Below are 13169 nucleotides of genomic sequence, written 5' to 3'. Positions count from 1 at the left end.
GGAAAGGCCAACTTTTAGGGAGTATGCAGATGATTAAACGTCGTGATCTTGCCGGACTGGTAGGACTGGGAGCCACTGCTGCAGCCGTTGGGGCTCTATCCACCAGCGCTTCTGCCCAGACAGCCCATGAGACGACCTGGGAACGCATCATGCGGACCAAGAAGCTGCGCACGGGTGGCGTCACCACCGGCGCTCCATGGACAATGAAGGACGTCGCCACCGGTGAGTGGAATGGCCACTTTTATCATATCGCCAAGACAATGGCTGAAGATATGGATGTCGAGCTTGAGGTTGTCGAAACCCAGTGGGGCAATGCGATCATGGATCTGCAGGCCAACAAGATCGACATCATGTTCGGCATGAACCTGACCCCGACACGTGCGCTTGCCGTCGATTTCACGGATACTGTCTACGATTCAGCGCTGGTCGTCATCGCCCGCCATGGTTTTGAACCGGTCACCTGGGAAGACATGAACAATCCCGATTGTCGCATCGCTGTCGATGTCGGCACCGCCCATGACCATATTGTCAGCCGCCTGTGCCCGAATGCCACGATTTCACGGCTGCGTTCACTCGATGAAGCTTCCATGACGCTGCGCAGTGGCCGCGCAGACGTTCAGTGCCTGTTCTGGATGGGTGCTCTGCGGGCTGTCAAGCGGGATGAGCAGATGGGGCATGTTGTGGTTCCTCAGCCGCAATTTGGTGCAACGTCCAATGCGTGCGTGCGTCGCGAGCAGGACAAGACGTTCCGTGACTATGCCAATGCCTGGATCAGCTATTCTCGCAATATGGGCCTGATCCGCTCGTTGGTAATTGAAAGCCTTGAGGCGGTAGACCTGACAACCGCTGACATTCCGGAAGGCATCAGCCTCTGATTGCATGGATGGAGGATAGGTTTTGCGCCTATCCTCCTTTCTGCCCAACTAGGCAGTCTGCACAATAAGGGAACATGGAAAATGTATAAATGGGAGTTCGGAATTCTCTGGAACTACCGCTGGATTTTGCTTGACGGCACGAAAATAACCGTGCTGCTGACGCTTTCGGTGATTGTTCTGGGATTGCTGGTCGGCCTTATTGCCGCGCTGGCACAATTGTCGAATTTTCGTACATTCCGGCTCGGCTCCTGGGCATTTATCGAACTGTTCCGCTGTACACCACTTCTTGTGCTGCTGTTGTGGTTCTACTACGCGCTGCCGATCCTCCTCGGCATCGAGATGACTGCCTACACGGCTGCCGTCGTCACGCTTTCACTTTATGGCGGATCATTTTATGCTGAAATCATCCGTGGCGGCATTATCTCGCTTGATCGTGGCCAGACCGAAGCCGGTTTGGCGCTTGGGATGCGACCGCTGCATGTGATGCGTCGTATCGTATTACCGCAGGCAATCAAGCGGATGAGTCCGCCCTTGATGAACCAGTCGATCATCCAGTTCAAGAATACGTCTCTAGTTTCTGTTCTGGCTGTTCCGGATCTTCTTTATCAGGGGCAGGTGGCTGCAACCGACACATATCGTCCACTTGAAGTCTATACGATCGTTGCCATCATCTATCTCTTGATCCTTGTGCCCATGACCGCTTTTGCAAAGCGTGCCGAACATAAGCTCAACAAGAGCAATTGAGGACATCATGAACCAGCCTGTTCAGCCCAAGATCAACGTCCGCGGAATCCGCAAGCAATTCGGCGACCTGATCGTCCTGAGGCATATCGATCTTGATGTAATGGCGGGTGAAGTCGTTGCTCTGATTGGCCCCTCAGGGTCAGGGAAATCGACATTGCTCAGATGTCTGAATCTTCTGACGATTCCTGATAATGGCGAATTGCGCATCGGAGAAGATTCTTTCGTTTTCGGAAAAGGGTCACGTTTGCCTGGTGCCAAGGTTCAGGCTAGCTTCCGTTCGCGCACTGGCATGGTGTTTCAGCACTTCAATCTTTTTCCTCACATGACGGTTCTGCAAAACGTCATGGAGGGGCCACTGACGGTCAAGGGAATGTCCAAGACAAAGGCACAGGAGCTGGCCAATCAGCTGCTTGCGAAAGTCGGCCTTGCAGAAAAGGCGCAGGAATATCCTGATTTTCTTTCCGGTGGCCAGAAGCAGCGCGTGGCAATCGCTCGTGCTCTGGCAATGGAGCCTTCAGTAATGTTGTTCGATGAAGCAACGTCTGCGTTGGATCCAGAGCTCGTTGCGGAAGTGCTGCAGGTCATGCGAGATCTTGCACGCGAAGGCATGACAATGATCATTGTTACTCATGAAATAGCATTTGCGCGCGAAGTCGCAAGCAAGGTAATATTCATGCGCGATGGTGTCATCGTCGAACAGGGGCCGGCCTTGCAGGTTATCGATCAGCCAGCTGAGGAAGCCACCCGTTCATTCCTGAGCCATTTTCACACTAGGAGCTGAGCGGACTTGCTTCGCAATAGCGGAGAGTTTTTCTTGATATGAAAGGAAATCTTATGGCGAAACAGGTTTATTTTACAAAAGAATTTGAGCAGGAGCCAGTTCTCTTGTGGCCTGATGTCGATTTATGTTTGAAACTGGGACTCACGCAGTGAGTGATTTCAATTGCTTGTGTGAGATTGAAGTGTAACACCTTACGCTTCAAATGAGACTCCAGCGGGCATACGTTACACTCAAAATGAGATTGATCGACCGGTCGATCGACCGTAGTCTCGCGTATGATCTCACCCCCAGATTACCCTGAACACGATGATTGCCCGGAGGAATTCCTTCGATATCTTCTCCGCCGTACAGGCGGTGAGGTCACTGCTGAGGTCGTCGCGGCAGCACGTGAAAAATTTGGCATCCCGCGATCAACGCTGTTTCGGCTCGCTGCACGGTTCAGAAAGACGCAACGCACATCCAGTCTCTGCCCCAGAAAACGCGGCACACAAGCAGGTGCTGTCAGGCTGGACCCGAGAACCGAGCGTGTCATTGCCGAGCAAGTGGATGGCTTCTGGCTTAAAAAAGAAAAACCAAGCTTTGCTGCACTCTTGCGGCGTATTGGGCAAGTCTGCCTAACGGAAGGTCTGTCCCCTCCTCACCGGAGCACCGTCCAGCGTAGAGTGTCGGAACTTATTCCTATGGCAGCGGCCCGCAAACGGGGGGAACGCGAGATTGAAGCCGCCTCGACGCCAAGCCCTGGTCAGTTCAATGTGGCAAAGCCGAACGCCCTTTGGCAGATCGATCATACCATCGTCGACGTCATAGTTGTCGACGAACAGTTTCGTAAACCCATCGGTCGACCAGTTCTGACGATCGCCATCGACGTTTGCACGAGAATGGTCGCGGGGTTCCATTTATCATTGGAAGCCCCATCGAGTACGTCAGTCGGCCTATGCCTTCTGCATTCCGTATACGACAAGACTGCCTGGCTGGATGAGCGAGGAATTGACATCCCCTGGCCTGTCGCCGGATTGCCCGAGGTTCTTCATTGCGACAACGGGGCAGATTTCAGGTCACGAGCGCTGGCCGATGCTTGCAGGGAGTACGGCATGAAACTCCTGTTCAGGCCGCCGGCCACACCCCGGTTCGGCGGACATATCGAACGGTTGATCGGCACAATGATGGGGGCAGTGCATCTGCTACCCGGCACAACTTTCAGCAATGTGAAGATTAGAGGCGGCTACGATTCAGAGGGTCGCGCGAATCTTACATTGCGCGAGTTGGAAAAATGGATCGCGCTGGAGATCGTCGGCAAATATCACCAGCGGATACATACCTCGCTGTTGCGCCCTCCCCTGGCGGTCTGGCGCGAACGGCAAGGTGAAGTCGACTTCAACCTGCCATCTGATCGAATGGCATTCTGGACCAGCTTCCTGCCTGGCGAACGGCGGCGCCTGCTGAAAGACGGCATCCATCTGGAAAAGATCCGGTACTGGTCTGATGCATTATCACGCGATGTCGGTCGTGGCGGCGAACTCGAGATCAAATATGACCCACGAGACCTGTCCCGAATATTCGTTCGCCAATCAGATGGCCGATTTATTGAAGCACGGTACCGCAATCTCGCATTCCCACCTGTTTCCTGGTGGGAGTGGAAGCACGCCAAGAAGGCCCTTCGAGACCAGGGACGGTTTGAATTGCATGAGGACGTTATATTTGCGGCTATCGCACAACAGAGACAGATCGAGGATATCGCAGCATCCTCAAGCGCAAAAGCACGCCGGAATGTTACAAGAAGACCAACTGAACCGAGCCGTGAAGGACACAGTACCGTTCAATCTATCGATTTGACAAAACATAATCATTCTGACGACGACACGGAATATTGGGACCAATGATTGAACTCCCTCACCTGGCACCCGGCGCTGCCGCACTGGCAAATGGACCAAACCATACAAGGATTCGTGCCATTCGGTCCGATCGATGGGTCGGCTTTGATCGCGCTCGTCGGGTATTGCGGCATCTTGATGCGTTATGCGATCATCCGCCAACAACACGCCCACCCGGCCTCGCTATTTATGGTCATAGCGGCATGGGCAAGACCATGCTCGTGGAGAAGTTCAAGCGCGATCATCCGCCCACCATCAACCACAGCACCGGCGTGGAGAGCATGCCGGTGCTGGCAATTACATTGACGTCGCGCCCAACAGAGCGCCGGATATATGGGCAGTTGCTGATGGCAATGGGAGCCAGCATCAACGAACGCCTGACCCTCATGGAACTTGAGATCAGAACCGTCCTCCTGCTGAAAAGCAACAATGTGCGCGTTCTGGTGTTTGACGAGGTTCATAACCTTCTCGCTGGGACTCCGAGGGAACAGCGCGTGATCCTGCAGCTTCTGCGATATCTGAGTAACGAGATCAAAGCCTCGCTTGTCTGCCTTGGCGTGTCGGAAGCGCGAGACGCTATTGCCGGCGACACCCAACTGGCCCGACGGCTGGATCAGTTCGTACTGCCCAGGTGGAAGGCAGATGAGGAGTTCCAGGAATTGGTAACCGCGATCCTGCGCAGCCTGCCGCTCAGACTTCCATCGGGTCTATCGAGCCAAAGCCTTCGCCATCTTTCTCGCCTCGGTGACGGCATCACGGCTCGGGTGTTCGAGATATTAAACGAACTTGCAATCGAGGCGATCAAGGACGGTATCGAGCGCATCACCGATGAAAGCATTGGATGTTGGAGGCCTGCCCTGGAAAAGGAAGCAGCGTTCGCATAGCCGCCAGACGTTACACTCCAATTGAGACTCCCCTGCCCTGAGTCTCAATTGGAGTGTAACTTTCTCGCGCAGAGTGCCAGAGTCCCAGATTGAAGTGTAAATCGACAGCACCCTCACGGCTTTTTCTGTGACCACGCTGAGTGTTCCCCGTCAGCAGCTGTGTCCCAGATTTGAGGTTGTGATTTAAGGAGGGTTTTGGTCTCGTCGTCATGACGAAGGAACCAAAATGAGCCCCAAATCCTCAAGTGCCAAGAAGCCCGCCGAGCAGGTGGTAAAGGACATTCGCCGGGCGACCCGCCGGTATTTTTCAGCGGAAGACAAGATCCGGATCGTGCTGGACGGTTTACGCGGTGAAGACAGCATCGCCGAGCTGTGCCGTAAGGAAGGGATCGCACAGAGCTATATCCAGGACCAACGCATGAGCCATGTCCGGGGCGCTCCAATGCATCCCCAGACCCAGGGCAAGATCGAGCGCTGGCACCAGACCCTCAAAAACCGAATCCTCTTGGAGAACTACTTCCTGCCCGGCGACCTCGAGGCCCAGATCGGCACCTTCGTCGAGCACTACAACCATCGGCGCTATCACGAGAGCCTGGGCAACGTGACGCCGGCCGACGCCTACTTCGGCAGGGCCAGCGCCATCATCAAACAGCGCGAAAGGATCAAACGGCAAACCATCCAACATCGGCGCTTGCAGCACCGCAAGCTCGCCGCTTAACATCAACATAAAGACGAGCCCGAAACTCCGCTAGGCTACGCCCCAAACTGAGCCAAATGTTCTGACGACGGACAGTAGAACATTTCGATGTAATCGAACACGTCGTACCTTGCCTCCTCGCGTGTTCGGTAGGTCCTGCGCCGTATCCTCTCGCGCTTGAGGAGATTGAAGAAGCTTTCCGCCACGGCATTGTCGTAGCAGTTCCCGCGACGGCTCATCGAGTCCTCAAGATTGTGGTGCTTCAGGAACGCCGCCCAGTCCATGCTGGTGAATTGCGAGCCCTGATCCGAGTGGACCAGGACCTGTTCTTCGGCTTTCGACGCCACACCGCCATCAGCAATGCCTGCAGCACGACATCAGTGGTCTGCCGGCTCTGCAGCGACCAGGCACCCACGCCACGATCTTCATCGCTATCGACTCTACGTCAGCGGCAGTGGCCCGTACTCTGCGTTCACGCAAGGGCCGACAGTGATCACCAATAATCTCACGGCGGCGATGGCGCTGAGTGAAGAGGTCACGAACCGGATCATTATTACCGGTGGCGAACTGCGCCTGCCCGTCTGCGACGGGCTGGGCGACGAGGTGGTGAGCATCCGATCCTTGGTCATATCTTCTTTGTTAAGAAGTCTGAGCAGTGGGGGATAGCCAGAGACCGTGTCGGTCTGTCTGCCAGCACACCGACACCCTCCCCTTCCCTGCCCGTCTTGGTGGCGTCCAGCTTGGCGCGCAGTAACGCCATCACCATCGGCCAAGTCGAAAACTTTGCCTGCCGAGCCCGCGCGGACAGACTACGCAAGTAACCGCCTGTCGAAGAGATCTGCTCTTGACGCTGATAGATCGCACCCAGGGTTACCGCCGCGTCGCGGCTACCCATCACCAGCACCGCTTCTTGCCATGCACTTGGGCTGATACCCAACATTGATCGTGCCAGTTCCGCTGCCGCTATCAGATCGTGCCAGTTCGAAACTCTGCCACTTCGGGCCAACAGCGCCAAGTTCGGGCAGGCCTCCAACACGATGCCAAGGGGCAACTTCCGGTCTGGCAGGCTGTGCACGTTGTTGTCATGCTCAAGCGTACTGCCAGCTTCTTTTATGTCTTTGGAGCTATATTCAGATTCAAAATAAGATTCTGGATTTGAATTCTGTATGTGACGATCAAACTGAGACTCGTTGGCGTTCAGATTCTGTGAATTGATGAATGTTTCCAAAGTGTCACGGATTTCCGTGCGCAACTCATCGAGCTCGCTCATGATCGCCTGGAGAAGCTCCCGCGAGGCCGTGCGTGGCAGCCTTGAGACAATGCCTTGATAGGCAAGGTGCACCCTGCCCCAATTCCCCGGAACACCTTCGTCAATGCCGGTCTCGATCATCTTGACGATGTCGCGGCGGCAGATCGTCAGACTCTCGCGTGCAACGCGCAGAGCACGTCTGGCCTCACGTGTCGCTTCTGCCAACTGCTTGAACTCTGCCGCACGGGCAACAAGAGGTGTCAGATCGAAGCCGTATGCCTGCTCGATCTCCCCTGCCCTGCTCTTGCGCGCATAACGCTTGCCGTTCGGACTGTCGCGGCGAATGATCAGCCCGCATTCAACCAGGTTCGCCAAATGACGGCGCAGCGTTGCCGGCGACATGCTTTTCTGGAGCCTGAATAAACCGCAGCTGTTATCCTATTGGAGACTCTGTAATCCGCGCGCGAGTTCGAGGCCATTTCTTACCAACCGTTCGGTAGCTTCACGCGTCTTGAACCCAGCATGAGCGCTGAGCGTCACGTTTGAGTTCGCGAGCAACGGGCTGGTCGGATCAAGAGGCTCAGTATCGAAGACATCCAGCGCCGCGTGAGCCACCGTTTCTCCGGACGCGAGCGCGGCCAAAAGATCAGCCTCGTTGATGATCGCTCCCCGCGCGGTGTTCACCAAGATCGCTCCGCGTTTCATTCGCGCGAATTGTGGGGCAGCAAGGAAGCCGCGGGTTTCCTCGGACAACGACAGGTGCAGTGACACGATGTCGGATTCTGCCAGAAGCGTCTCGATGTCAGTCTGAATTTCCGCGAATTCAGGCCGCCTTGTCCTGTTCCACAACAAAACACGCATTCCGAACCCTCTGGCGATCTCGACCATCTCGGACCCGATGCCCCCGGCACCGATTACGCCCATGTTGCGCGACTTAAGCTCGATCCCATCCAGTGGATCCCAAATCCCCGCCCGTAGATCACGGTCCATCCGCGAGATGTTGCGTGCGGCAACCAGCGCCAGCGCAAAGGCGTGTTCCGCGATGGATCGGTCCCCATAGCCCTTGACCGTTTGCACTGCGATGCCGAGCTTGGCGGCCGCATCAAGGTCGATATATGACGCTGCCCCGGTACCAAGAAAAACGATGCCTTTCAGGTCCGGGCAGCTTTCCATCATGGGACCGTCCATCATGGTATGTCCGTTTATCACGACGCGCGCTCTGCCGACCACGCTGGCAAGTTCCCCTACGGCCGGATCGCCAACATGGATAGACACACCAGAGGCGTCGATGCCATGCTCATGAATCAGCGTTGCGATGAACGGCGAACAGTCGATGAAACAAATAGTCATGCAAGCCTCTTCAATATCTTGCCCGGATTGAGGATACCTTTCGGGTCAAGCGCTAGCTTCACGGAGCGCATGACATCGATCGCCGTAGCGTCCTTATAGTGCAGCAACTCATCGACCTTAAGAATGCCGATGCCATGTTCGGCGGCGATCGATCCTCGAATCGCGCTCACTCGGTCATGGACGATCCTGTTGAAACGTGCTGTCTCGGACATGAAGCCGGCCGCATCCACCCCTGCCTGCGGGAGAATATTGAAGTGTAGGTTGCCGTCGCCCAGATGGCCAAAGACGCAAACTTGCACGCCTTCGATCTCTGCTTCACAAGCGACAGTAGCCTCGTCTATGAATGCCTTCAGTGACGACAGCGGTAGCGAGATGTCATGCTTAATTGACGGACCATCGCAACGCTGGGCCTCTGCCAAATTCTCCCGCAAAGCCCACAAAGCGTTTCTCTGGCTCTCCGTCGCCGCCAGGACCGCATCGGCGACCTCTCCGTCTTCGATCGCCTGCGCCAGAACTTCTTCGATCCGTTCGCTGAGTTCGGATTGGGTCGAGGGCGACGCAAGCTCAACAAGCGCATACCAGTTATGCCCCTCTGACAACGGTCGCACGCAGGCGGGCATGTGCTTCAGTACGAGTTCTAGACCGTTGCGGGGAATGAGCTCGAAAGCGACCATAGAGTCTGCAAACTCCCCGCGGATGCGCTCAAACATTGCGAAAACTTGGCTCAGGTCGTTTGAACCGACAAATGCTGTCGCGACGTGTTTAGGGCGCGGGAACAGCTTGAGAACCGCGGCGGTGACGATGCCCAATGTTCCTTCCGAACCGATGAAAAGATGGTTCAGATCGTAGCCGGCGTTGTCCTTTCGAAGTCGCGTCAGCATATCGAGGACCCGTCCATCGGCGAGAACAACTTCGAGACCGAGGACGAGCGCCCGGACATTGCCATATCGCAGGACAGCTGTACCGCCGGCATTGGTCGCGACATTGCCTCCGATTGTGCAGCTGCCTTCGGCAGCGAGCGAGAGAGGGAAGAGGCATCCGACCTCCTCCGCAGCCCGCTGCACCCGTTGGAGTGTGACACCTGCCTGCACCGTGATCGTGCCGTCGGCAGCGTCAAGGTCGACAACGCCATTCAGCCGCTCCAGACTAATCACGACGCCGCCATCTGGAACGCTGCCACCTACCAGGCCCGTGTTCCCGCCGTGGGCGACGACTGCGATTCCATGGCGAGCGCAATACCCGACCGCAGCGGCGATACCGGGCGTATCGCGGGGCCGCACAACCGCCGCTGCGGTGCCGCGATAAAGTCCGCGACTTTCGGTGAGATAAGGCTCGATGTCCGTGGCGTTTGCCAGGACGCAATCCGCCCCCAAAAGTTGCTCGAGATCGTGCGCTATGGCGACGGCGTCTGGAACAGGCATAGAAATGGTACTCTTTGTCATCGACATGTCGGCCGGCCAAGTCTACGGTGAATAAATTCAGGTCAACCAATCGCGCAGCCGGTACCAGGCCGAGGCGCCAGCGACGTAGAATGTCTGGAGCTGGTGGAACGGGATCGATCGCAGCGTGGAGAGAGGGAAAGGGATCTCGTCGTCATCATTGGTCTGCAGCCAGGCAGCAATACGCGGCCCAAGCGCCGAGGTCAGGGCAACGCCGCGTCCGTTGCAGCCGAGCACAGCTATCAGACCGTCATCGAGCCGATGCACATGAGGAAGGTCGTCCAGCGTGATTGCCACGCGCCCGCCCCAGTAATACTCAATTCCGGCGTTGGCCGCCTGAGGGAACAATAGTGCCAAGGCTCGTCGAAGATGCCCGAAATGCTCAGCGCCCTCTGGGTCACGGAAAGTCCCGCGGCCGCCGACAAGCAATCGTCCGTCATCATCGAGACGATAATAAAGTAGCAGCCGGCGCGCATCAGAAGCGACATGACCTTGTGGCAGGATGCTGCGCCTGATCCCCTCATCCAAAGGACGAGTGGCGATCTGGAAGCTGTTCGGCGTGATGATTGTGCGCCTGAGATCTGCGCCGAGCGTTCCACTATAGGCATTCGTGCACAGCAGGACCTGATCGGCGACAACATCGCCTTTCGGAGTGCTGACGCACCAGGACGAGCCGGATCTGCCAAGCTTGGTAGCCGGCGACTGCGTGAAAATCCTTACACCCCTTGCAATAGCTGCACGGGCCAGTCCGCGTGCATAGCTCAACGGCTGAATCCCGCCAGCGCGAGGATCAATCCAGCCACCGCAATATGTCCCCGTGCCTACGAGTTCGGCGGTTCGGGCGGCGTCCAAAAGGCTGACTTCTACCCCACGTCGTTGCCATTGCGCGGCGCGATTTTCGAGCAGCGCCATAGAGCCCGACGTATGAGCAGGTTGGATCCAACCCTTTCGTACCGACGAACAATCGATCCCATAACGTGCAATATTCTCAAAGACGACGGAAGGCGCCTGCCCGGCAAATGCGACGAGCCGCTCACCCAGCTCCTCACCGAATTTGGCAACCACCTCATCCGGGTCCCGCTTGAGCCCAGGAATGACCTGACCACCATTACGCCCAGACGCACCCCAACCGATTTCGTACTGCTCGAGAATGGTGACACTCTTGCCGGCCTCCGACAATGCAAGCGCCGTTGTCAGACCGAGAAAGCCGCCACCAACAATTACAATGTCGGCGCTGCTGCTTCCGTCCAGTTGCTCCGTTACGGGCGCGGGCGCGGCCGTGGCCTCCCAAAGTGATGGCAATGGGAGTCGCGGATGGGCAGATTTGCTATTCATGAATTTCTACTTGCGCGTCGGGTCGGGTTCGATAGCCAAATCGAGCCCCGATGGTGGAGGTTCCTTGAAGCCGCGGTAGAGAGCGATGACGCTTCTGACGTGATATCGCATCTCGGCTTCCGCGACGGTGATATTGCGCCGCAACATGGCATCAACGATACGTTGGTGGTCTTTCATGGCATTGGTCATTCCGGCCTCGTGACTCAGCTCGAGAGCACGGATCAGCATCACCTTGTCATGGAGCAGCGAGACCTCGCGCTCCAGGAGACGATTGCCGGACATGGTAGCTATGGCGACGTGAAACTCGGTGTCGAGCTGATTGAACGTCGCAATATCATTCCGCCGCGTCGCCTGGGTCTGCTTCTCTATATGCTTACAGAGCGCCTCAAGGCTTTCATCCGAAGCACGCTCGATGGCCAGGCGCACAGCCATCTTCTCAAGGCCCTCGCGCACCTCGTAGAAGTCCTGGACTTCGTCGGCCGTAAAGGTGCGCACCACGTAGTTGCGACCCTTGCGGACCGTTAGCCCCTCCTGAACCAGTCGCCGCAGCGCCTCGCGCGCAGGAGTGCGGCTGGCATGATAGCGCTCTGCCAATACCGCCTCTTGAATAACACTGCCACGCGGAAGCGAGAAGGACAGGATATCCTTCTTGAGCCGCATATAGATATCACTGCTTAGGGAGAGCCGACGGCCCGTCTCGGCTGCGGAATCTATCCCCGCGCCAACATTTCCCGCTCGATTACCATCCATAAATTCTCCCACCAGCAAATCTCCTTGATCGCCGGGATGCCATGCCACTGGTCGAGTCGTCCTATTCAGCGACACGGAGGTCAATTGCAGACATATCGATAATCTTTCTCGAAACATAAGAGCGACGTTCACGAACATCAATATTAATCAGATGAGAGCTAGCATTAGGTATACCAAAAGTCAACGCACCTTGCATTAGCCCCACTGACAGAACGCGAAAGAAAATTCGCTTCCGCAGCAATGAAATCCGCGCGGCGACTCGCAGATCGGACATAAATACATATATTTCCGCTATTTACCCGATATTCCAAACGATCAGAGACGATCAAGAGCGAGGAAGGCCGAGAAAATTGTCGCATTCTATTCCGCTGAAACGAATTTTGCGCGTCGCAGTTTTACACTTCAGTATACCACACCTCAGGTCAACTCAAACTTATGGTGTGGATTGCACCAAGTGAGGTGGCTCGGTTTGTCTGAACAGTTTCGGGCGTTTCGCTAAGTGGATTTCCGCCTCGATTATGCCGCCACCTTCATTGTTGCCAGCGCGTTGAAGTAGGCCTGATCCGGCGTCTGCCGGTCAAGGGATGAATGTGGGCGTCGGCTATTGTAAAAGGTCAGATATCGGCCAATGCCGACGCGGGCTTCGGACACGGTCTTGTAGGCGTGGAGGTAGACCTCCTCGTATTTGATCGAACGCCAAAGGCGTTCCACGAAGACATTGTCCCGCCAAGCGCCCTTGCCATCCATCGAGATGGCGATTTCGGCTTTCTTCAACACTGCCGTGAAGTCCATTGAGGTGAACTGCGATCCCTGGTCAGTATTGAATATGTCGGGTTTGCCATAACGGGCCAGCGCTTCCTCGACTGCTTCGATGCAGAAGGCTGCTTCCATCGTGATCGACAGCCGCCACGACAGAACCCGCCGACTGAACCAGTCCACGACGGCGCAGAGATAGACAAAGCCGCGTGCCATTGGAACGTAGGTTATGTCCATTGCCCAGACCTGGTTGGGTCGGGTGACCGCCAGCTTGCGCAGGAGGTAGGGATAGATTTTGTGACCTGGCGCTGGTTTGGAGGTGTTCGGGCGACGGTAGATCGCCTCGATGCCCATCTTCTTCATGAGCGTGGCGACGTGCAGCCGCCCGGTTTCCAACCCTTCTCCTCTCAAGAGCCCTTGCAACATCCGACTTCCGGC

At 56.3% G+C, this 13169-nt stretch carries 11 protein-coding genes and 3 pseudogenes; 6 read left to right on the top strand and 8 right to left on the bottom strand.

Going from position 1 to position 13169, the window contains the following annotated elements:
* The first annotated feature begins 29 nt into the window (after positions 1 to 29).
* The 6 genes and pseudogenes from BMZ42_RS14395 to BMZ42_RS18270 all read left to right on the top strand — a co-directional run.
* Positions 30 to 875: a transporter substrate-binding domain-containing protein gene (locus tag BMZ42_RS14395; RefSeq protein WP_091523865.1), complete on the top strand. Its 846-nt coding sequence runs from the start codon at positions 30 to 32 to the stop codon at positions 873 to 875.
* 81 nt (positions 876 to 956) lie between these two features.
* Positions 957 to 1619, top strand: a complete 663-nt coding sequence (locus BMZ42_RS14390; protein ID WP_091523766.1) for an amino acid ABC transporter permease — start codon at positions 957 to 959, stop codon at positions 1617 to 1619.
* A gap of 7 nt (positions 1620 to 1626) precedes the next feature.
* Positions 1627 to 2400, top strand: a complete 774-nt coding sequence (locus BMZ42_RS14385; RefSeq protein ID WP_091523763.1) for an amino acid ABC transporter ATP-binding protein — start codon at positions 1627 to 1629, stop codon at positions 2398 to 2400.
* Positions 2401 to 3080: 680 nt separating this feature from the next.
* Positions 3081 to 4280 carry a Mu transposase C-terminal domain-containing protein gene (locus BMZ42_RS14380; protein ID WP_175556740.1) on the top strand — a complete coding sequence of 400 codons (1200 nt, stop codon included), beginning with the start codon at positions 3081 to 3083 and terminating at the stop codon, positions 4278 to 4280.
* Positions 4277 to 5155: a TniB family NTP-binding protein gene (locus BMZ42_RS14375; RefSeq protein WP_091523759.1), complete on the top strand. Its 879-nt coding sequence runs from the start codon at positions 4277 to 4279 to the stop codon at positions 5153 to 5155. The genes BMZ42_RS14380 and BMZ42_RS14375 overlap by 4 nt, the downstream gene beginning before the upstream one ends.
* Positions 5156 to 5567: 412 nt before the next feature.
* Positions 5568 to 5873 (top strand): annotated as a pseudogene (locus BMZ42_RS18270) (integrase core domain-containing protein); the annotation flags it as partial.
* 35 nt (positions 5874 to 5908) lie between these two features.
* On the opposite strand, the pseudogene BMZ42_RS14365 reads toward BMZ42_RS18270, so the two are convergent.
* The 8 genes and pseudogenes from BMZ42_RS14365 to BMZ42_RS14335 form a co-directional block, all read right to left on the bottom strand.
* Positions 5909 to 6273: pseudogene (locus BMZ42_RS14365) on the bottom strand (DDE-type integrase/transposase/recombinase); the annotation flags it as partial.
* Between the two features lie 204 nt (positions 6274 to 6477).
* Positions 6478 to 7503, bottom strand: a complete 1026-nt coding sequence (gene repC / locus BMZ42_RS14360) for a plasmid replication protein RepC (protein ID WP_091523755.1) — start codon at positions 7501 to 7503, stop codon at positions 6478 to 6480.
* A gap of 36 nt (positions 7504 to 7539) precedes the next feature.
* Positions 7540 to 8451: a 2-hydroxyacid dehydrogenase gene (locus BMZ42_RS14355; RefSeq protein WP_091523752.1), complete on the bottom strand. Its 912-nt coding sequence runs from the start codon at positions 8449 to 8451 to the stop codon at positions 7540 to 7542.
* On the bottom strand, positions 8448 to 9260 hold the full coding sequence (locus tag BMZ42_RS18455; protein WP_342028960.1) for an FAD-binding oxidoreductase: 813 nt from the start codon (positions 9258 to 9260) through the stop codon (positions 8448 to 8450). The genes BMZ42_RS14355 and BMZ42_RS18455 overlap by 4 nt, the downstream gene beginning before the upstream one ends.
* Before the next feature lie 132 nt (positions 9261 to 9392).
* Positions 9393 to 9872, bottom strand: a pseudogene (locus BMZ42_RS18450) (FAD-binding oxidoreductase); the annotation flags it as partial.
* Between the two features lie 57 nt (positions 9873 to 9929).
* Complete coding sequence (locus BMZ42_RS14345; protein ID WP_091523748.1) at positions 9930 to 11225, bottom strand: NAD(P)/FAD-dependent oxidoreductase; 1296 nt, start codon at positions 11223 to 11225, stop codon at positions 9930 to 9932.
* A 6-nt stretch (positions 11226 to 11231) separates the two neighbouring features.
* The gene (locus BMZ42_RS14340; protein ID WP_175556739.1) at positions 11232 to 11987 is read right to left on the bottom strand and encodes a GntR family transcriptional regulator; all 756 of its coding nucleotides are present in this window, start codon (positions 11985 to 11987) and stop codon (positions 11232 to 11234) included.
* 504 nt (positions 11988 to 12491) lie between these two features.
* The coding region (locus BMZ42_RS14335) for an IS3 family transposase (protein WP_139207946.1) at positions 12492 to 13169 on the bottom strand (678 nt) is incomplete at its 5' end.

Origin of the sequence: Aquamicrobium aerolatum DSM 21857 (assembly GCF_900113935.1) — a bacterium.
Lineage (GTDB): Bacteria > Pseudomonadota > Alphaproteobacteria > Rhizobiales > Rhizobiaceae > Aerobium > Aerobium aerolatum.
Note: the sequence above shows the minus strand (reverse complement) of the source record. Positions and strands in the feature narration are given on the sequence as shown.

Excerpts from the sequence above, each read along its gene's own strand:
- BMZ42_RS14395 (WP_091523865.1), top strand. The coding sequence starts at position 30 with ATGATTAAACGTCGTGATCTTGCCGGACTGGTAGGACTGGGAGCCACT.
- BMZ42_RS14355 (WP_091523752.1), bottom strand. The coding sequence starts at position 8,451 with ATGACTATTTGTTTCATCGACTGTTCGCCGTTCATCGCAACGCTGATT.
- BMZ42_RS14390 (WP_091523766.1), top strand. The coding sequence starts at position 957 with ATGTATAAATGGGAGTTCGGAATTCTCTGGAACTACCGCTGGATTTTG.
- BMZ42_RS14345 (WP_091523748.1), bottom strand. The coding sequence starts at position 11,225 with ATGAATAGCAAATCTGCCCATCCGCGACTCCCATTGCCATCACTTTGG.
- BMZ42_RS14385 (WP_091523763.1), top strand. The coding sequence starts at position 1,627 with ATGAACCAGCCTGTTCAGCCCAAGATCAACGTCCGCGGAATCCGCAAG.
- BMZ42_RS14375 (WP_091523759.1), top strand. The coding sequence starts at position 4,277 with ATGATTGAACTCCCTCACCTGGCACCCGGCGCTGCCGCACTGGCAAAT.
- repC (WP_091523755.1), bottom strand. The coding sequence starts at position 7,503 with ATGTCGCCGGCAACGCTGCGCCGTCATTTGGCGAACCTGGTTGAATGC.
- BMZ42_RS14380 (WP_175556740.1), top strand. The coding sequence starts at position 3,081 with ATGGCAGCGGCCCGCAAACGGGGGGAACGCGAGATTGAAGCCGCCTCG.